12 protein-coding genes are annotated in these 19529 nt (G+C 70.7%); 9 read left to right on the top strand and 3 right to left on the bottom strand.

All coding sequences use genetic code 11. The features are described 5' to 3' along the window. Positions 1 to 338 precede the first annotated feature (338 nt). Both ABD143_RS00310 and ABD143_RS00305 read left to right on the top strand, forming a co-directional pair. Entirely contained in the window at positions 339 to 1946 is a 1608-nt protein-coding gene (locus ABD143_RS00310) for a glycosyltransferase family 2 protein (protein WP_343969358.1), read from the top strand. Then, positions 1943 to 4120 carry an acyltransferase family protein gene (locus ABD143_RS00305; RefSeq protein WP_343969355.1) on the top strand — a complete coding sequence of 726 codons (2178 nt, stop codon included), beginning with the start codon at positions 1943 to 1945 and terminating at the stop codon, positions 4118 to 4120. Before ABD143_RS00310 ends, ABD143_RS00305 begins: the two co-directional genes overlap by 4 nt. Before the next feature lie 115 nt (positions 4121 to 4235). On the opposite strand, the gene ABD143_RS00300 is transcribed toward ABD143_RS00305, so the two are convergent. Together ABD143_RS00300 and ABD143_RS00295 are read right to left on the bottom strand one after the other, a co-directional pair. Further along, the gene (locus ABD143_RS00300; RefSeq protein ID WP_343969352.1) at positions 4236 to 4895 is read right to left on the bottom strand and encodes a polysaccharide deacetylase family protein; all 660 of its coding nucleotides are present in this window, start codon (positions 4893 to 4895) and stop codon (positions 4236 to 4238) included. 302 nt (positions 4896 to 5197) lie between these two features. After that, the gene (locus ABD143_RS00295; RefSeq protein WP_343969350.1) at positions 5198 to 10633 is read right to left on the bottom strand and encodes a peroxidase family protein; all 5436 of its coding nucleotides are present in this window, start codon (positions 10631 to 10633) and stop codon (positions 5198 to 5200) included. A 628-nt stretch (positions 10634 to 11261) separates the two neighbouring features. On the opposite strand from ABD143_RS00295, the gene ABD143_RS00290 reads away from it, so the two are divergent. The 3 genes from ABD143_RS00290 (at position 11262) to ABD143_RS00280 (ending at position 14311) form a co-directional block, all read left to right on the top strand. Further along, positions 11262 to 11675: a response regulator gene (locus ABD143_RS00290; protein ID WP_343969347.1), complete on the top strand. Its 414-nt coding sequence runs from the start codon at positions 11262 to 11264 to the stop codon at positions 11673 to 11675. Positions 11676 to 11804: 129 nt separating this feature from the next. Then, the gene (locus ABD143_RS00285; protein WP_343969344.1) at positions 11805 to 13064 is read left to right on the top strand and encodes a hypothetical protein; all 1260 of its coding nucleotides are present in this window, start codon (positions 11805 to 11807) and stop codon (positions 13062 to 13064) included. Beyond that, entirely contained in the window at positions 13061 to 14311 is a 1251-nt protein-coding gene (locus ABD143_RS00280) for a C40 family peptidase (RefSeq protein ID WP_343969342.1), read from the top strand. The genes ABD143_RS00285 and ABD143_RS00280 overlap by 4 nt, the downstream gene beginning before the upstream one ends. Positions 14312 to 14575: 264 nt before the next feature. Here ABD143_RS00280 and ABD143_RS00275 read toward each other — a convergent pair whose 3' ends face one another. Beyond that, positions 14576 to 15910, bottom strand: a complete 1335-nt coding sequence (locus ABD143_RS00275) for a glycoside hydrolase family 16 protein (RefSeq protein ID WP_343969340.1) — start codon at positions 15908 to 15910, stop codon at positions 14576 to 14578. A 449-nt stretch (positions 15911 to 16359) separates the two neighbouring features. Between ABD143_RS00275 and ABD143_RS00270 the strand changes: the two genes are divergently transcribed. The 4 genes from ABD143_RS00270 to ABD143_RS00255 all read left to right on the top strand — a co-directional run bounded on the left by ABD143_RS00270 (position 16360) and on the right by ABD143_RS00255 (position 19505). Then, positions 16360 to 17373: a S1C family serine protease gene (locus ABD143_RS00270; RefSeq protein ID WP_343969338.1), complete on the top strand. Its 1014-nt coding sequence runs from the start codon at positions 16360 to 16362 to the stop codon at positions 17371 to 17373. Between the two features lie 10 nt (positions 17374 to 17383). Next, a complete protein-coding gene (locus tag ABD143_RS00265) occupies positions 17384 to 17539 on the top strand; it encodes a hypothetical protein (RefSeq protein WP_343969335.1) in 156 nt (51 codons plus the stop codon). After that, entirely contained in the window at positions 17536 to 18114 is a 579-nt protein-coding gene (locus tag ABD143_RS00260) for a thioredoxin family protein (protein ID WP_343969332.1), read from the top strand. The genes ABD143_RS00265 and ABD143_RS00260 overlap by 4 nt, the downstream gene beginning before the upstream one ends. A 275-nt stretch (positions 18115 to 18389) precedes the next feature. After that, on the top strand, positions 18390 to 19505 hold the full coding sequence (locus ABD143_RS00255) for an acyltransferase family protein (protein WP_343969329.1): 1116 nt from the start codon (positions 18390 to 18392) through the stop codon (positions 19503 to 19505). Positions 19506 to 19529: the final 24 nt, after the last annotated feature.

Here is a 19529-nt window from a genome sequence, read left to right as displayed (position 1 = left end):
AGGGTGGCCTGGTGCGGGTGCACGACCCGGCCGTCCTGGAGAACGCCAGGGCCGCGTTTCCCGACCCAGGAGTACGCGATCGACGTGGTGAAGGCGTGTGAGCACGCCGACGTCGTCCTGCATCTCACCGAATGGGCGGAGGACCGCGAGCTCGATCCCATCCGGCTCGCGACGGCGGTGCGCACGCCCCGCCTCCTCGACGCCCGCCACGGCCTTGACCCCCACGGCCTTGACCCCCACGGCCTTGACCCCCACGGCCTTGACCGCAGTGCCTGGCGCGCAGCCGGTTGGACGGTGCACACCCTCGGTGTCGGTGCCCCCGGCAGAGGAGGTGAACGGTGACGCGGCTGTGGTCCGCGCCCCGGCGCAACCGTCCGCCCTACACGCTGCCCGCGCCGCCCACGGACAAGGAGAAGTACTGGTACATGGGCCGCCAGCACCGCTGGCTGCTGGTGGCGCAGGCACTGTCCTTCTCGCTGATCGCGTGGAGCATCGCGCGTTTCGCCACCGCTGACACGCGGTTGCTGCTGTTCCTGCTCCCGATGTCGCTGTACACAGTGACGCTCATTGTGTCGCTGGCCAGCAACGGACGTAAGAAACGCATTTCGCTCCTCGACCACGACCTCCGAGTGCTCGAATACGCGCCCGCGTGGCACCCCGCCATCGACGTCTTCCTCCCGACCGCAGGCGAGCCGCTGGAGGTGCTCCGCAACACCTACACGCACGTCAGCAAGCTGGAGTGGCCGGGACCGCTGCGCGTCCTCGTCCTCGACGACGGCGTCAGGGCCGACGTACGCCAGCTCGCCGAGCGTTTCGGGTTCGAGTACAGCACCCGGCCGGACGCGGGCCGGCTGAAGAAGGCGGGCAACCTGCGGTTCGGATACGAGCAGAGCGACGGGGAGATCATCGCGATCTTCGACGCGGACTTCGTGCCGCGTCCCGACTATTTGTCGGAGCTCATTCCGTACTTCGCCGAGCCCGACGTCGGGATCGTGCAGTCCCCGCAGTTCTTCGACGCCAAGCCGGGAATGCACTGGTTCCGGCGCTGCGCCGGGGCGACCCAGGAGCTGTTCTACCGCTGGATCCAGCCCGCGCGGGACCGTTCGCGCGCCGCGATCTGCGTCGGCACCTGCGCCCTCTACCGCCGCTCGGCACTTGTGGACGCGGGTGGTTTCGCGCAGATCGGCCATTCCGAGGACGTGCACACGGGCGTCAACCTCATGAAGGCCGGCTACTACGTGCGGTACGTGCCGATCATCGTGTCGAAGGGTCTGTGCCCCGACACCCTCGGAGGCTTCCTCAACCAGCAGTACCGCTGGTGCACCGGGGCGATGAGCTTGCTGGCCAACCAGTCGTTCCACGCCGCCGACCAGATCAGCTTCCGTCAGCGCGCCTGCTTCTGGTCGGGCTTCCTCTACTACATCTCGACGGCGCTGAACGCATTCATGGCGCCGCTGCCGGCGCTCGCGATGCTCTACCTGCTGCCACAGTGGATCGAGCCGATGAACAGCATCTGGCTCCTCGGCGCGCTGTGCCTGTGGTTCGTGATCCTGCCCTCGGTGATGAAGGGCCACTGGCGCATCGACGTTCTGCGGGTGCAGCTGATGTACTCCTACGCGCACGCGGTGGCGATCCTGCACCTGCTCACCGGCCGCACCAGGGAGTGGGTCGCGACCGGCTCGACCAGCGGCAAGGCCACCCCGGTGGCGGTCACGATCAGACGAACCATGCAGATCTACGTCGGCGCCACCCAGGTGCTGATCTACGTCGGCCTGGTGCGCGGCACCCTCACCTACGGCTTCTCCGAGTACTGGGCCATGATCGGCCTCGCCGTCCTCGGGGCGTACGTGCACCTGCCGCTGTTGTTCATGTCCCTCGGTACCGCCAAGAGCCGCAGACCGAGGACGGACCCGCGCCCGGCCATCGCGCCACCCGCGAACGCATGAGCATCCCGGCCGCGTTCCGGGTTCCCCCGGCGGGCGGTGTGGGGTGGGGTCCCGGCCCGACACCAGCGCCCGTCCTGCACCGGAGAGTGCCCCAGAAGGCAAAGGCGGCCCGAGCACCGCGACCTGCCGCGGCAGTGCTCGGGCTGCGCGAGTTCCGCCCGGACATCCAGGGGCTTCGGGCGGTCGCCGTGCTCCTCGTGGTGCTCTACCACGCCGAGCTCCCGGGGGTGACCGGCGGCTACGTCGGGGTCGACGTGTTCTTCGTGATCTCGGGGTTCCTCATCAACGGAGGCCTGCTGCGCGAGCTCGCGCGGGGCGGCCGGATCCGGCTCGGCGCGTTCTACGCCGGCCGCATCCGCCGGTTGCTGCCACCGGCGGCGCTGGTCCTGGTGGTCACCCTGGTCGTGGCCCGGCTGTGGGGTTCGATCTTCCAGCTCGCGGACACCGCGTGGGCAGCTGTGTTCACGGCGATCTACGCCATCAACTACCGACTGGCGGCTGAGGGCGTGAACTACCAGCAGGCAGGCGGCCCCGAGTCGCCGCTCCAGCATTTCTGGAGCCTGGCAGTGGAGGAGCAGTTCTACTTCCTGTGGCCGGTCCTCGTCGTTCTCTGCGGGCTCGCCGCCCGGCGCCGGCTGCGGGTGCTGCTCGCCTGCGTCCTGGTGGTGGTCTGCGCGGCCTCGCTGAACTGGTCGATCGTCGAGACGGCCGCCAACGCGCCACTGGCCTACTTCTCGCTGCACACCCGGGCGTGGGAGCTGGGGCTCGGCGCCCTGCTGGCCGTCGCGGGCGCGCGCCTCGTCGCGATACCCGGGTGGGCCGCGGTCGTGCTGTCGTGGGCGGGGCTCGGGGCGATCCTCTGGTCAGGGTTCGCGTACTCCAACGAGACACCCTTCCCCGGGACCGCGGCCCTCGTCCCGGTGCTCGGCGCGGCGGCGGTCATCGCCGCCGGTTGCCGGACGGCCGCGGGTACCGCCGAGGTCGTGCTTCGCAGGCGCCCGATGCAGGGCATCGGCCGAGTCTCCTACGGCTGGTACCTCTGGCACTGGCCACTGGTCGTCCTCGTTCCAGTGATGTACGGCCGGCGGTTCGAGTGGTGGGAGAAGGCCGAGCTCATGGTCCTCGGGCTGTGGCTCGCCGTGCTGACCTACTGGGTCGTGGAGTCGCCCGTCCGGTTCCGGCGGCTGCGCGTGTCGATCTGGATGCGCACCGGAGCCGTCCTTTCGACGGCGGTAGGCAGCATCGCCGCCCTCATCCTCGCGACGCTCCCCTCGCTCGTCGGCGGCGGCGCCGCGGCGCCCACCCTCGCGCTCCCGGAGGCGGACACCAGTGCCGTGCAGGATGCCATCGCCGCTGCAACGGTGGCGACGTCCGTGCCCAGCAACCTCACGCCCCCGCTCGCGGACGTCCCGACGGACCATCCCCGGACCAGCGAGGATGGCTGCCACCTCGGCTACCTTGAGACCGAGCTGAAGCCTTGCATCTACGGCGACCCCGAGGGGTCGCGCACGATGGTCCTCGCCGGGGACTCCCACGCCCAGCAGTGGTTCCCGGCCCTCCACAGCGCGGCGAAGCAGAAGAACTGGCGGCTCGTCACGTGGACGAAGGCAGCCTGCCCGCTCGCCGCGTACGACGTCGAGAGCTCAGTGCTCCGCCGTCCGTACACGGAGTGCTCGCAGTGGCGCGAGAAGGTCGTAGGCAGAATCACCGACCTGCGCCCCGACGCGGTCGTGATCGGACAGAGCGACAGCGTCCCGGGGAGCACGGTCAACAACATGCGCTGGGCCGAGGACACCGTGGTGACCATCAGGCGGCTGCAGGCTCAGCCGATCCGGGTGGTGTACATCCTCGACACGCCCTATCCGGGACGGAACATGCCAGAGTGCGTGGCGAACAACCTCGACGACGTCGGGGCGTGCACTGCCGAGCGCCGTCTCGTCTGGCCCTACCAGGGCAGGCACGAGACGATGGCGGAGACGCTCTCCGCGGCCGGGGTCACGGCAGTAGAGCCGACTCCCTGGTTCTGCACGATAGAGGACTGTCCCGCGATCGTGAACGGGATACTCGTGTACCGCGACGAGAGCCACATCTCGACCGCCTACAGCGCGTGGCTGACGCCGATGATGGCCCCGCTGTTCGACAGCGTCGGCGAACAGAGCCTGGCCGGGGGCTAGGGGCCTTCCTGAGATCAGGCCGGGGCCCGTGCGTGATCGCGGGGAGTGGCGTGGGAGCGACAGAACTCTCGCTCCCATACAACCGCGGCCGGTCATGCCGGCCGGTGCCGCGGGCTCACGCCCCCACGGCGCGGCTCGTGCCGAACATCTCGTCGAGGGTCACCGGTTCGAGCCGGCGCTGTCGCAACAGCGACAGGAGTTCGTCGAACAGACCCAGCACCGTCGGCCGGTTGGCGTGCCCGAGCACGATCGCTCCGGGCCAGAAGCTCTTCCGCGCCTGTTCCATGAGGAACTCGGGTGTGACGTCCAGGGAGTCGCCGTAGGACCCGCTCCACTGCACGGAGCGCGTGTAGCCCAGGCTCCCGGCGATCGTGTCCACAGCGGTGTCGCGCTCCCCGAAGGGCGGCCGGTAGTACGGCCGGGTGGTGACCCCGAACAGCTTCACGACCCACTCGTCGTTGCGCTCGAGCTCCTCACGGACCTTCGCCTCGGGAAGCGTGCTCAGTCTCGGGTGACTCCACGTGTGGTTGATCATCTGGACGTGGCCGGTTGCGATCAAGGGGGCCAACGCCCGCGCCTGGGGGCGCCACGCCCCGTCGAGCACGCCGTTCGGGCTGAACGTGAGGTGCGTCCCGGAGCGCTGGGCGAACTCGCCGTACCCGGCGACGCAGTCGGCGCACGTCCCGTCGTCGATGGTCAGCGCGATCCGCGCCCGAGGACCATCGGCGGGCCCGCGGTCCAGCAGCTGGGACGGCCCCGGACGTGGGGCGGGCACCGGTGGCAGGGGAGGGGGTGGCGGTGGACCGGGCGGGTCCCCGGCGCACCCGGACAGCACGGCCGCCGCGCCGACCCCCAGCAGCCCCAGAAACGTCCGCCGCGACGACGCGTTCCGGGCTGCACAGAGGTGTTGCATAGCGGCGGAGGCTATCCCCGTCACCCGACCGGGAGGGACCGCCGGGCGGCTCCTACCTGGACATGTCATGGCCGGGACCTCCACATTTCGACGGCCGACTGCGCGTACGGCCGTGGGGGCCGCGGCGAACCGCGGCCCCCACGGGGTCTCGACTACGCCGGGTCCTACGGGGCCAGGACGAAGTCACTCTGGTTGACCTGGTTCACCCCGTTTCCTGGACTGACGCCGTTAAGCCTGATGGTGCCGATGGTCGTGCCGCCGGCGTTGCGAATGATGATCCCTGTGTCGGCGCCGGAAGGACCGATCGTCACCCGCTGGGTGAAGTTCGCGCCCGTGACTCCGAGCCCGGAGATGTCGAGCTTGTCCTGGCCGGCGTCCGGGTTGGCGTCGAACCCGTTGATCTGGTCTGTCGCCATCCCCGTCGTGAAGCGGAACGTGTCGTTTCCGGCGCTGCCAGTGATCGTGTCGTTCCCGCCACCACCGTCGATGCTGGTGATTCCGGTGAGCGTCACCGTCGAAAGGCTCAGGGTGTCGACCGCGGCCGAACCCTGGATCCGGACTCCGGTGAAGCCGTTCGCGTTCACCTGCTCGACGCCCGTCAGCGCGTTCGCTCCGCGGACACCGATGACCGTGCCGTTGGCCTTCGCCACGACCTTGTCCGTCCCCGCGGCCCCGGCGATGATGTCGAATCCGTCGCCCGCACCGGTGAACTCGATGACGTCGTCACCGTTGCCGGTGTTGATGTTGTCGTCACCCGCGTCGCCGGAGACGAGGTCGTTGCCGTCACCCGTGTTCAGGGTGTCTGCGCCGGCCTGGCCACGCGCCTGGTCCTCCGCGGCCGTCCCGGTGAACGTGTCGTTGCCTGCAGTGCCGGCGTAGACATCGCCGACGATCATCGGCGCGGTGGTGACCGTTTCCGGGTTCCCCAGGTTGTCGGTGTAGCTGATGACAACCCGAAGCTCGCGTCCGACCTCGCCGACGAAGCCGGTCGCGGTCTGCAGCGGCGTGAACGTCGCAGCGGTACCGCGGTTGGCGACACTGGCGTGCGGCGAGACGTTCACGAAGGCCGCGGTCGAGCCGGCCGCGCGCTGCTGCCACTGGAAGGTGAACGTGGCACCCGCGGTCCCGTCGGGGTCGATGATCCCCGCCGTGTTCACGATCACCGGAGCGTTCTCCTGCGGCGTGAGCCGCGCCGGGTTGCCCGGCACTGCCGGGTTCGTCCCGAGGTTGAGCAGCGTCGGACCGGCTGTGGCGGGCCGGTTCGGGAACGCGCTGATGGTGCCATCGGCGAACTGCAGCCTGTCGACGTTCCGCAGCGTGTCCACACCGTCGGTGGCGGTGCCGCGCGTGTGCGCGACCGTCACGACGGTGTTGTCCGGGCTGACCGTGACGTCGTAGTCGGCGGCCGGGCCGGAGAACAGCGCGGTGTCGATGGCGGCGGGGCCGACCAGGATCTCGCGCACGATCACGATGTTGCCGGGATCGATCTCCCCGGCGAACACGGCCTGCTGCAGGGTCTTCGGGTTTCCTGTCTGGAAGGTGTGCTCCATGAGGTCGGTGGTGCCGATCTCGGTGGCCGGGTCGGCCGGATTCGTCCGGACGGATAGGCGCACCGTCAGGTACCGGTCGCCGTCGAGGATGTCGTCGGCGCCACGCCCCTCGAGCAGGTCGCTGCCGCCACCGCCGAGCAGGATGTTGCCCTCACCCCACACCGTGCCGGTGATCGGGCAGTTGTGGGCCTGGGATGAGGCGATGATGGTTGCCGCGTCCCGGGGGAACGACGTGACCAAGGCGGACAGCCCGGCGATCCGGTTCACACCGGCCTGGTCGAGCACGTTGCAACCGGTGAAGCCGCCGCCTGCGACGTCGGCCGGGGGTAGGTCGTCACCACGGAGGGTGTCGTTCAGGCCCGCGCCCGAGAGCGCCTCGTTCTCCTGGTTGCGGTCCCGCAGGACGTCGACCGGGAGCGGCTCCGCGACGATCTTCAGGTTCAAATCGGCGTCGGCGGGGAGCTGGTCGTACTGGAAGGCCGCCCAGTCGTACCCACCGGCACCGGCGTTCCGCTCGATCCCGGGGCCGGCGAGCATGATGTCGTCGCCGCCCTCGGCGTCGTAGTCGTCGTCGCCGTCCTGACCGTTGATCACGTCGTTGCCGGGTGTGTTCGGGTCGTCGAAGAACGGCGCGCCGCTGTCACCCTGCAACAGGTCGGCGCCCGCGCCGCCCTGGATCCAGTCTTCTCCTGCGTCGCCGAACACGGTGTCGGCACCTTCACCGGCCCGCACGAAGTCGTCGCCGTTGCCGCCGAACGTCTCGTTGGTGTTGAGGCCACCGTTGGTGAAGTCCTTCCCGTCGCCCGCGAGGATGATGTCCAGGCCAGGACCCGAGTCGATCGCGTCGTTGCCGGGACCACCCTTGGGGACGTCGTCGCCCGCGAGGTCGGTGATGATGTCGTTGCCGTCGCCGCCGATCGCGACATCGGCGCCGTCACCACCCTCGATCCGGTCGTTGCCGGCGTTGCCGAGGAAGGTGTCGTTGTCGACCCCGCCGTAGACGGGGTTCGCGTCCGCCGTGCCGTTGAACACCGCCTGGCCGTTGATGCCAGGAGGGTCGACGGTGTTGGTGGTGCGATAGCGGATGGTCCCGTCCGGCGAGCGGATGAGCAGCTTCTGCTCCTCGCACTCGGAGTTCGGGTCGTCCGCGACCGTCGAACCGTCAGTGGCGTAGCCCGCCGGGTTGTTCTTCAGGTTCGAGAGCTCGAACTTGCAGTCCGCCGTGGCGAACGCGTCGGCCTTCAGGGTGTGCGCCGTCGTGTTGCGCATGATCATCTCAGCGAACGAGTTGGCCTCGAGAGTCGCCCGCAGGCTCATGCCGGGCGTGCGGGCGAGGTAGTAGAGCCGGTCACCGTTCTGCAGGTCGGTGAGCTGGCGCTCGAACACATAGTTGAACGTGCTTCCGAGCAGACCGCCGAACAGGTTGGTCTTCTCCGCGAGCCCGCCCATCCACAGGTCGATGTCGCCGACACCGGTGATGGAGTTGCCGCCGGAGTTGCGCCAGTCGACGTTCTCGACCTCGGGCGTCTGCGGGTTGTCCGGCTGCAGCGCGCTGTCCATGAACGCGAAGCGGTCGGACGGGATCAGCGCCGGGTCGGTTCCGATCGGCGGGTCGACGATCAGCTGAGCCGCGGCCCGCTTCGCCGCGAGGTCCGGGGCGGCGACGATCGTCGGGTGGTTGCCGTACGCGGCCACGAAGTTGACCAGAGACTCGGGGTGCTTGATCCCGAGCCCGAAGTCGGTCCAGCTTGCGTAGGGCTGCATTGCTGAGTCGTTGGTGGCCGCGAACACCTGCTTGCGCAGGTTGTTCAGGCTCGGAATGCCGGTGTCGCGGGCCCTGGTGATGTTGACGGTCGGCAGGTCCAGCGGCAGGCCGAGCAGGTTGTTGCGGAGGGTGTCGGTGACGAACTCGTCGATCTCGTTGCCGACCTGGTCCGACATGCCCATGAGGACCGCGCCGCCTGCCTGCTGCGAGGTGAGCGGCGTGCCACCCGGGCCCTGACCGTAAGCAGGCGGGTTGAGGAACCCGTCGAGCAGTGAGATGTCGAACCTGTTCTTGCTCCCGTCCGGGTTCTCGGTGAAGCGGTCGATGGCGTCGGTCAGCATCGAGTGGCCGAACCGGTAGACGGCGTGCGCGAACTCGGCCGTGATCGCCGGGTCGACGTCGTCGTGGTACCCGCTGAAGGGCTCGATGAGGGGCTGCACCTTGCGGCCGAACTCCTCGAACACGAGGTGCTGGTACTCCATCTCGGTCACGAACTTCGCCGCCTGGAACAGCCGCTCGCCGTTCCAGCCGGCGGCGCCGGTGAGCGACTTCCACTCGGCGAGCGCCGCGACGCCTGCCGGCGACGTATCGTTCGACAGCGTGTTCTTGATGTCGCCGATGAGCCGGTCGTGCTCGGAGTGGAAGATCTGGTGGACGGCGGTCAGGCCGATGTTCTCGTTCACCCGCCCGTCACCGGCGACGAAGTGCGCGTTCAGCATCTCGTCGTCGTAGGTGGCGGGGTTGCCGTCGTCCCCGGTGCCCGGGTCGCCGTCAGGGGTCTGCGGCAGGCCGGTGGCCCGGTTCACGCCCGGAACCGCGTGGTGGGCGATGTCGTCGAGGAACGCCGCGTTGATCCGCAGCGCGTTTGCCGGCACCGGAACCGGGGCCGCCTTGTTGCCCTCCACGAGACCGGTTGCGGTCACGTACTGCGGCAGCCCGTTCGGGCCGGGGATGAACTTGCCGTAGGGGTCGGCGGCGAGCATCGGGACGTTCGCCACGTCCTGGTCCGCGAGCCGCAGGCCCAGCAGGGTGGCGGCCTGCTGCTTGAGCTGGCCCCACGTCCCCATACCGCCGTCGGGCTGGTGGAGCAGCGAGCCGGTCGAGACCGGCACCGACGGGGTCGCGGTGTTGTTCACGTACTCGCGCAGGAAGACCTGGTGCGAGGGGTGAGAGGAGTAGGTCTGGTTCTGGTCGACGAACGGCGACACGCCGTTCGACCCGTTCTGCACGTCGTCGGCGCTCTCGTCGGCGGGTGTGGCCGGGTCGTCCCCGACGCGCCCGTCCGGGCCGGGCCCGTTGGTCGCCCTGGTGACCACCATGAACCGCAGGTCGGGCGGCAGGTCGTCGCCGTTGCCGAAGATGTGGTCGGGGCCGGCGACGAGCGGGTCGTCATTGCGGAGCGGGACGAACACCTGGCCGCCGGACTTCCGCACGAAGTCCAGGCCGTGGTCGAAGAACTGCCCGAACAGCGTGAACAGGCCGTTGAACGGCGGGGACAGGCCGACGTCGGTGGTGACGTTGGGGATGAACAGTGTCTCGTGCTCAGGCACGCAGTCCGGCGGTGGCGGGGCTCCCGGCGCACCGCAGACGAACACGCCCTCGCTGCCCTGCGTGCGCACAGGGAACCCGGCGGCCGAGACGGCTGCCGGGTTCGTCGAGGTCTGGTCCACGATCAGGTTGCTGACCACGCGGGGCTCGCTGTCGAAGACGAGACCCTTCTTCTGGGTGTAGGAGGTCGGTGATCCGGCGCCGGGGAAGCCCGGGGGAACCGGCTCGGCGCCCTGGAACGTCGCGATGCCGGCGCGCGGGAAGAACTGGTCCGCCGCGCCGAACTTGTTGCGGCCGGGCTGCAGGTTGTTGCAGGTCCCGTCCAGCGTGCGGAGGCCGTAGGACACCAGCGGGCCCGGGACCTGGTTCGCCCCGTTGCCGAGGAGACCGGCGCAGGGATCGGGGTTGCCGGCGAGCGACGCCAGCGTTGCGGAGTGGTTCTCCGCGATCTTGATCTGCTTGAGGATGAACGCGAGGTCGGACGCAGTGACCGTGAAGCCGGCGCCGACCGGTGCCTGCGCGGCTGCGGTGCCCGCGGTCGCCGCCATCACCCCGAGGGGCAGGAGCAGCGCCGTGAGCGCCGCGAGCACGCGCTTGCCACCGCGCGCGAACGAGTGTGCACCGTTGCGATGCGCCCGGTGCCGTCCGTAGAACACTCCGGCCGGAGGTGCGGTCGCCCGTGGTGGGCGCCGGCGGGCCTGGTGCACCCGGAAGTGCATGAGACTCGATCTGGACATGTTCCGCTGCCTCCTGCCGGCCTTTCGGAGCCGGCTGTCGATTCGGTGGTGGAGTCGGGGATGGCCGGGGACGAGGACTCGGCTCGCGATGACCGAGACACGGGCTCCGGTTGGCTGGTTGGGCCGGACATGGCCCCCGGGACTGCGATCGAGGGGCGCGGCTTCGTAGTGCTGCTCGTGGCGTGCGGCGTCCCTTGCCGTGGCGGTCAGTCGGGTGCGCGAGCCTCGATCACCCGGCGGTTCTCGACCCGGAGGACACGTGCGGGGGCCGGTGGCGTCGTCGTTCCGAAAATCTCGAACATCGGGCTCCCCTGGATGCCGTCCAAGCCGACCTGTGGCAGTGCCGGCAACTGTGATGGCGGCGCGCAGCAAGGACGCAGCCGCGAGTGGGGGGATCTCCTACCCCGCGACTTGGGGGTTCCGCTGGGGCCGGAAGCATTCGATGCGGGTTCGTCGAAACCCATTTCGAGAATGCGTTCGCGTCCCTTGCCTTGTGTTTGGGAAAAGCGCAGGGGCCGCTACTGCGGACGCCCAGCTTTCGGTACTGTTGGTCCGCCGGGGTGACGATCATGCTTGCAAAAATCCCGCCGCGGTTCGCCGGCAGACAGCTCTCCCGACCGGAGCCCCCGTGATCCGCATACTCGTCGTCGACGATGTCGAAGCCATCCGGCTCGCCCTGGCCGCCCTCCTCGCGTCGGTCCCGGAGCTGGCGGTCGTGGGCACGTGCAGCGGCGCTCTTCAGGCCGCGGCGGCCGTCCTTGAGCTGCTTCCCGACGTCGTGCTGATGGACGTGCGGATGCCCCACGTGGACGGCATCGCCGCGACGGCGGCGCTGCTGGCGCTGGCGCCCGAGCTCCGGGTACTCATCCTCAGCAGCTCCGTCGACGGGCCGGTGGTGCGCGAAGCGAAGAGGGTCGGCGCGGTGGGCTACCTGCTGAAGTCCGGCGAGCCGGAAGAGCTGGTCTCGGCGGTGTTCTTGGCGGTCGCAGGTGGCCAGTGGTGGTGCGAGCCCGCCACCGAGGCAGTGCGCCACGCGACCTGACGGCCGCCCTGCCGCGTGGCTGGTACCCCCAGTTTTGGGGGCCCCCGGCCCCCTCTGATGAAGCTCGACCCGCGGTCGTCCCCGCGTGAGGCTCTCCGTACGAGCTAGCCGACACTGCAAGGGGGGCCGATGGGGTCATCGCCGCGCCCGCGGCCGGGGACCTCGGCGTCTCCGCCGCCCGGTCCGCAGGATCCGGCGTCCGGTGCGCTCGTTCCCCTGCGTCCCCGTCCCCTTCAGCTCCGGGCGCCGTCGGCCCCGGACGTCGTGCAGCCCCGAGCGGCGGGTCGCGACTGCCCCGTCCCGAGCCTCGGGAGCTTCCCGGCCCGGCTCTGGTGGGTCGCCGCGAACGGCGACATCGTCCGCGCCGCAGCCCCACCCCCGCCCGCGGCGCTCGATCGGGGCCGCAACACCGTCGCCGGCCGCTCGTGGGTCCGCTTCCAGTACCCGGGGACGGCCATCCCGTCTCCCCACCGCGCACGCCACGGACTGCGCCTGCAGCGGCGGATCGCCGCGGTTGGCCTGGCCATGTCCACCCTCATCGTCGGGTTCGGGCTGGCCGCGGCCGTCCAGACGCCGGACCCGGCGGCTGCCGCGTCCGGCGTCGACGGCGCCCGCGCGGGTCTCCTGCCTGGGCTCCCGACGATGGAGTTCGTGTACCCGCCGGCCGACCCGGCTCCGCAGCTACTGCCTGAGCCGGGCTCGTTCGGCGAGCCGCTGCTGGAGCCGGTGCCGTTGGATCCACAGCCGGTGGAGCCGCTGCCGGTGGAGCCGGTGCCTGTGGATCCGGGCCTGGTGGATCCGGGGCCGGTCGATCCCGTTCCGATCGAGACCGCCCCGAACGAACCTGTCTCGAACGAACCCGACCCGCAGGTCGTCCCCTCGTCGACGACAACACAGCCGCCAACAACGACGACAACGACGACAACGACGACAACAACGCCAGCCCCACCGCCACCCCCGCCGTTGCCGTTCGCCGCCATGGTGCTGAACCAGCCTCCGGAGCTCCTCGTGCCTGTCGGCACGCCGGTGGGCGGCGGTCTGCCGGCGATCCCGGCGGGCCCGGAGATCGGGTTGTGGACCGATAGCAGCCGAACACCTGGCGTGCTCGTGCTCGTGCTCGGGGCCCAGCACCCGGCCCGCGTCGCCCTAGCCGGCGAGCGGTCGCAGCAAGATCCTCCCCGATCGCTCATCGTCATCCACGCGAACAGCCCCTGGCGCAGTGAATACGTGCTCGCCGACAGCCCCCTAGAGCGCACCGGCACCGATCCGGTGGCCCTGCTCGCGGAGGAAAAGGCGCCGGTCGTGTTCTTGCTGGCATCGACCCCGAACAGCGTGACGGTCGTCAAGGCTGACCTGCCGCCCCCGGTCGTCCCGGTGGACGGGCCGTGACCGATCAGCATGGCGGGCGGCGACAGCAAAGCCCCGGTTGGCGGATCTGGCTCGTCTGCGGATCAGTGCTGAGCGCAGTCGTCGGCGGGGTGCTCGGAGCGCACGCGAACCCGGCGTTCGTCCCGGCCCTCGCGCAGTCCGCACAGGCCGCCCAGCAGCCAGGTTCCGCCGAGGGGCCCGTGCGGCTCACGCCCGCAGGGGAGGACGGGACCGCCGGCGCCGACGCCGGCACTGCCGCGGGCACCCAAGCCGTCTTCACCGACGCCGCGCCCAACCTCGTCCGGGTGCGGGTCGCGATCGCGTTCGCCATGGCGCAGATCGGACTGCCCTACGTGTGGGGTGGGGACGGGCCGGCGAACGGCGAGCGCGGCTTCGACTGCTCGGGGCTCACCACCGAGTCCTACAAGGAGGCGGGTGTCCCGCTGCCCCGCACCGCGCACACCCAGTTCTGGGCCGGGCCGCACGTGCCGTCGGACGCGGAACTCCAGCCCGGCGACCTCGTCTTCTACGGCGTGCCGAGCGACGTGCACCACGTCGGGCTCTACCTCGGCGACGGGCGGATGGTGAACGCACCGAGGCGCGGCAAGCCCGTCCAGGTGGCCCATTCCCGGTGGAGCGGCGACGACTACCTCGGTGCGACGCGGCCGACCGCCCTGCCCGGCAGCATGCGTCCCGGGATCGTGCCGGTCCCTCCGGCCCCGCCACCCGGCGCGTCCGTCGACAAGCCACCGCCGGACGAGGAGTTCCGCGCTCCGCCTGCCGACCTGACACCCGCGATCGTCGCGGCGAACCCGCCGTTGCCCGCCGCCGCGGCACCGGATCTTCTCCCCGCGCCCCTCGGCGAGGGTGCGCCCGCGCCGCCGGCGGCGGAACTGCCGACCAGCCCGGTGCCACCACCTGCTGAGGTGCCCCGGCCGAGCCAGGCGCCGCCCACGCAGGCCCCGTCCAGCCAGGTGCCGCCCAGCCAGGCCCCGTCCAGCCAGGCCCCGTCCAGCCAGGCCCCGTCCAGCCAGGCACCGCCTCCTAGCCAGGCGCCACCCCCTCAGTCGCCGCCGCCATCACCGCCCCCGTCGTCTCCGCCGCCACCGACGTCCCCGCCTGCACAGACCACCACGTCACCGCCGGCTGCCACGACACAGGCCGGACCCGCAGGCGGGGCGGTCGCTCCGACGAGCGGTGCCGGGGCACCCCCGGCCGGAACTGCGGCGCCGCTCGTCAGCCTGAACGGCCGGCTCGTAGTCCCGTGAGTTCCTGAGCCCCCGCAGTTCCGGGCGCTCCCGCGCAGCAGGCCCCAGGGTCCCGCCGGGTAGTCGATCAGCGCGAATCCGGCTGAGGGATCCCGGCGGAACCCTGCCGCCCGGTCGGAGACAGAGGTGCTCTCACACCGCGAGTCGCGCGCACTCAGGCCCCGACTCGCGCGCACTCAGGCCCCGACTCGCGCGCACTCAGGCCCCGACTCGCGCGCACGCAGAGCACGACTCGCGCGCACGGATCCCGCGACTCGCTCGCATTTATGGCGCGACTCGCGGGGTCGTGGTCTGCGGGGTCACTGCTGGCTGGGTTGTGGTCGGGGTTGTGGTCGGGGTCGTGGTGGGTGTCGGCGTGGGCGTGGTGGGTGTCGTCGTGGGCGTGGCGGTGGGAGGCGTCGTCGTGCGGGTGGTCTTCCCGCTTCCTGTCGGTGGAGTCGTCGTCACGCCGGCACCGGTGCCGCCGACTGTCGTGCCCCCCTCGGTCCCGCTGGCGGTGACCGTCCCGGAGCCGTCCAGCGGGTAGTACTTCACCCAGTCCACGTGCATGTACGACTGCCGCACCGATCCCCCCTTGGGGAACCAGTCGAGCTGGATGCACAGGTGCATCGGGCGCGGCGGGAGGATCGAGGTGTTCGTCGTGCGCCACCACTCGACGCCGTCGACGAACGCGGCGATGTGGGTGGGAGCCCACTCGACGGCCCAGTTGTGCCACTTCGTGGCGTCGATCTTCACCTTGCCGCTGACCTGCGAGTTGTTGGCTCCGTAGTGCAGGAACAGATGTGTCTCCTGCCGGGTGTGGTCCATCATCTCCATGAAGTCGACCTCGCCGCCGACGGGGAAGTCCTCGGCGTCGGGCCACAGCAGCAACAGCGCGTTGTAGCTGGGATCGGAGGCCGGGGCCTGCACACGGCCCTCCCAGCGGCCGTACTTCGCGCCCGGCTCCCAGCCCATACCCTCGGTTTTGCCCGATGAATCGCCAGTGATCGTCATGATGCCGTTGGCCATGCTGACGGCGTCGGGGGACCGGCGGCCCTTGCCTGCGTGACCGGGGCCGTTGTAGAGGTTCCACTCCGGCCCGAGCGGGCCGTCAAACCCTTCGACGCGGCTGGGCAGACCCCAGCCGTGGGTTTCGGCGGCCGTGGTTCCGCCGTCCGCGCCGACGACGCTGTTGCCCGTCGAACCTGTCGAACCTGTCGGGCTCGAGGAGGCCGTGGGGTCCGGCGAAGTGTTGCCGTCGGAGCTGTCGCCGGGCGCAGTGGCCGATGTGCTCGGCGAGGTGGTCGGCGGCGACGTGGTCGGCGAGGTGGTGGTGGGCTCGGTCTCGCCGCCTGACGGAGCGTTGGTCTGTGCTGTGCCCGCACCGCCGTCCGCACCGCCGTCCGCCCCGCCATCTACATCGCCACCTGCGGTTCCGGGTTCCGCGACGGGGAGGAGAGGCGTTGGCCCGGCAGGCGTGCAGCGCGGGTCGCCCGCGGCGGCCCGCGCCTCTTGGCAGGCTGCCGCCTCGGGTGTGAGACCCAGTACCGGCACGAGACCGCTCAGCATGAATAGCATGGCCGCGGCAAGGCGTCGGCACAGCTCGGAGCCGAGCGGCATGGAAATCCTCCTCGAGCCGGACAGACGGGCCCCACCATTCCGAGACGTGCGGACTAGCCGGTAGCCCCAGCCAGGGGGGCCGGCCCCCTAAATTGGGGGGTCGGTCCGGACATTTGCCAGCTGGGCACTGCCAGCGAAATTGCCGACAACAATTTCACGCGTAACGGAATGCGCGACGCGCGACATTTGCGTGGCCATTCGCCGGAATGCTCCCGCGGCACCCCACGGGGTGGGCGCTGGGGATGCTCTTGAGGCCCCGCCGCCACATCCTCGACCCGCCGGGTCGACAGCGGACCGGTAGTTCGGCCACGCGGGGCCGAGCAGCGGGGCGCATCGCGCTGGCACGGTGAGGGCCGCCGGTGCAGGGCGCCGGTCTTCTGTTGCCCGGAACCGGAGGCGGACCGATGAGGCCTGCACGACGAACCCCCGCGCGCCGCACCATGCTAGCGATGCTGGTGGTTGCGATGGGATTGGCAGGGTGCACCACTGCCCAGGACACACCGGCACCTCGGCTGCCCGGAGCGGCCGAGGCGGTCGAGGCGGAGTTCACCTCGGTCGTCTCGGACGTTCTCCCCTCGGTCGTGGAGATCAGCCAGCCCGGGGGCGTCGGCTCCGGGGTGGTGTTCGACAACCAGGGGCACATCGTCACCAATGCCCACGTTGTGGGGAAGGCGACGGCATTTGAGGTCCGGCTGGCCAACAGCAGCAGGGTCCGCCAAGCCACACTCGTGTACTCCTACCCGATCGAGGACGTCGCGGTGATCCGCGTGCAGGACCCGACTGGGCTGGTCCCGGCGCGGTTCGGCAAGACCGCTGACCTGAGGGTCGGCCAGATCGTGATGGCGATGGGCAGCCCGCTCGGGCTGGAGAGCAGCGTGACCCAGGGCATCGTGTCGGCGCTGGGCCGCACCGTCGCCGAGCCGCCGGATCCGGAGAACGGCATCCCCGGCACCGTCCTGCGCCAGACCATCCAGACCAGCGCTCCGATCAACCCGGGCAACAGCGGCGGCGCCCTTGTGAACCTCAGCCGTGAGGTCGTGGGCATGCCCACCCTCGCCGCGGTGAACCAGGGGATCGGCGGGGCGGCGCCCGGGCTCGGCTTCGCTATTCCGGGCGACATCGTCCAGAACCTGGCCCAACAGATCGTCGACCACGGCCGGGTGGTGCACTCCGGGCGGGCCTCGCTGGGGATCAGAGCCGTCACCGTGACCGACCAGCAGCGGCAGCCGGTCGGGGCCGGAGTTGCCGCGCCCGACCCGAACGGCCCGGCCGCCCGCGCGGGTGTGCAGGTGGGCGACCTGATCATCCAGGTCGACGACACGCCGGTCCGGACGGCGCAGGACCTGCAGAGCGCGGTCGCCACCCACCAGCCGGGTGACGTCATCCGGCTCACCATCACCCGCCCACCGACCGCCGAGCCGCACACGTTGACGATCACCCTCGGCGAGCTGCCGGTCAGCTGAAAGGACCCCGATGCTGGAAACCGAGACGGTCGACCGGATCCTGCGGCTGGACGCTGACGGGCTGCCGGTCCTGAGCCTTGAGCACGTCGCGGCGGGCACGCCGCTGCGCGAGCACGTCACCGCCGCGACCCTCCGCTTCCCCCTGCCACCGCACCCGGGCGAATGACTCCGGAGGGCCCCGTCGTCACCGCGCCGGCACGCGATCCGCTCGTCGTCGTCGAGGTGACGTGGGACGAGTGCCTGGCGGTGCTGGAGCAGATCTTCCGACGGTTGGCTGCGAGCGTCGCGACGGCCGAGACACGCTCTGGCGTCGTCGGGTGCCCCCGCTGCGGACGGCGCAACCGGGTACCCGCAGCGGGGACGGGCGTGCCGGTGTGCGGGAGATGCCGGCACGCCCTTCCCTGGATCGCCGCCGCGCGCGACGACGACTTCGCAGCGGTGGCCGAGCAGTCCTCGCTGCCTGTACTCGTCGAGGTGTGGGCCCCCTGGTGCGGGCTCAGCTGGCTGGCGCGCCCTGTCGTCGAGGAGTTTGCCCTCACGCGGCCTGGCGAGCTCAAGCTGGTGGAGGTGGATGTGCTCGGCGCGCCGGGGGAGACGGAGCGACTCGCGGTGCGTTCGGTCCCCACGCTCCTGATGCTGCGACGCGGGGAGATCGTCGCCCGCCGCTACGGGGTGGCGCCCGCGCCCGAGCTGCGTGACTGGCTCGACGAGACGCTCCCCGCGCTGCGAGACAGAAGCTAGGTCTAAAGCGCCCTGAACAACTCGGCCCTACTGGGCGCCTGGACGCCGCTCGCCACCGGTGCCCGCGGCCGTCGGCGCGGCCCCTACGCTCTGGAGCGGTGCCACGAGGGCTTTCAGCGGTGTCACAGGAAGCGCATGGCACGGTTCCCTCCAACAACGGCAGCGGACGCCGTCGCGGGACTCCCCACCCGCGGCGATCACGCCGCCTGGAACGCAGGCGGCTGAACGTGGGCTGGACGCGCGGGCGCCGTTGATCGCCAACCGATGGGTGGACGATGACACAGGCAGTTGCGACGGACCGGCTGCGGCCGGTGGGCTCCCGTGTGGAGTGGGTCGACGCGGCGAAAGCCATTTCCATCCTGCTCGTGGTGGTCCACCACACCATGTGGTTCCTCGACAACGCGGGCCTGGCCCCGGCGCCTCTGGTCGCGGCGAACACCGCACTCGCCTCGTTTCGCATGCCGCTGTTCTTCGTCGCGTCCGGGCTGTTCGCCGCCGCCCCGCTCGCGGCCCCGTGGCGCACGGTGCTGCACAAGCGCGTCGCGCTCTTCGTCTACCTCTACGTCCTGTGGACGTTCATCCGGTTCCTGTTCTGGCTGGCGCTGCCCGGTGTCACGGACCCCTACGACTCGGCGAACCCGATGGGGCTTGCCTGGGCGCTGGTGCTCCCCGGGCCGGGCATGTGGTTCCTCTACGCGCTCGCGGTGTTCTCGGTGGTCGGCAAGCTGATCCGGCGCGCTCCGATGTGGCTGCAGCTCGGCGCCTCGGGAGTGCTGTCGGCGCTGGTGGGAGCCGAGATCGTGCAGTTCGAGAGCTTCTCGTGGACGTTCATGGCCCGCTACCTGTTCTTCTTCCTCCTCGGCTACCACGCCCGTCACCGGATCGAGAGCGTGGCCCGGTCGAGCAGCGGCCTGAAGGTGGTCCTCGCGGCCGTCGCCGCTGCCGGGGGCGCCGCGGCCTCGGTCGTGCTGAACGTCCGCGGGATCCCCGGGGTCGCCCTCGCCCTCAATGTCCTCGCGGTGACCTTCGGCGTGCTGTTCGCCGCGTGGATCGCCCGGTACCGGATCGGGCGCCCGCTGACCCTCCTCGGGCGGCATACACTGCCCGTCTACCTGATCCACATCTTCTTCGTGGCCGCGATCATGACCGGCGTGCAGCACCTCGCCCTCCCGGTCGCGGCCCAGTACGCGGCCCCGCTGGTGATAGCTGTGGTGGTGGCGCCGGTGTGCCTGTTGACCCGCCGGGTGCTCGTGGCGGCCGGCGCCCCGTGGCTGTTCGATCTCCCGTCCCGGCTGGCGTACCGCGCTCCGAACCGCGCGACGCCTGCGCAGCCCGGCACCGCCGACGCGCCGACGGCGCCGATTCCAGTGGTGCCGCCCAAGAACGCCTGACCCGCCGCCGGCGCTCCTCTAGAC

Source organism: Pseudonocardia aurantiaca, from assembly GCF_039526725.1.
In the GTDB taxonomy this organism is placed as follows: Bacteria; Actinomycetota; Actinomycetes; order Mycobacteriales; family Pseudonocardiaceae; genus Pseudonocardia; species Pseudonocardia aurantiaca.
The sequence above is the reverse complement of the archived record's forward strand: the minus strand, read 5'-3'. Positions and strand labels throughout refer to the sequence as shown.

Excerpts from the sequence above, each read along its gene's own strand:
- ABD143_RS00265 (WP_343969335.1), top strand. The coding sequence starts at position 17,384 with ATGCTGGAAACCGAGACGGTCGACCGGATCCTGCGGCTGGACGCTGAC.
- ABD143_RS00305 (WP_343969355.1), top strand. The coding sequence starts at position 1,943 with ATGAGCATCCCGGCCGCGTTCCGGGTTCCCCCGGCGGGCGGTGTGGGG.
- ABD143_RS00255 (WP_343969329.1), top strand. The coding sequence starts at position 18,390 with ATGACACAGGCAGTTGCGACGGACCGGCTGCGGCCGGTGGGCTCCCGT.
- ABD143_RS00270 (WP_343969338.1), top strand. The coding sequence starts at position 16,360 with ATGCTGGTGGTTGCGATGGGATTGGCAGGGTGCACCACTGCCCAGGAC.
- ABD143_RS00275 (WP_343969340.1), bottom strand. The coding sequence starts at position 15,910 with ATGCCGCTCGGCTCCGAGCTGTGCCGACGCCTTGCCGCGGCCATGCTA.
- ABD143_RS00295 (WP_343969350.1), bottom strand. The coding sequence starts at position 10,633 with ATGTCCAGATCGAGTCTCATGCACTTCCGGGTGCACCAGGCCCGCCGG.
- ABD143_RS00285 (WP_343969344.1), top strand. The coding sequence starts at position 11,805 with ATGGGGTCATCGCCGCGCCCGCGGCCGGGGACCTCGGCGTCTCCGCCG.
- ABD143_RS00260 (WP_343969332.1), top strand. The coding sequence starts at position 17,536 with ATGACTCCGGAGGGCCCCGTCGTCACCGCGCCGGCACGCGATCCGCTC.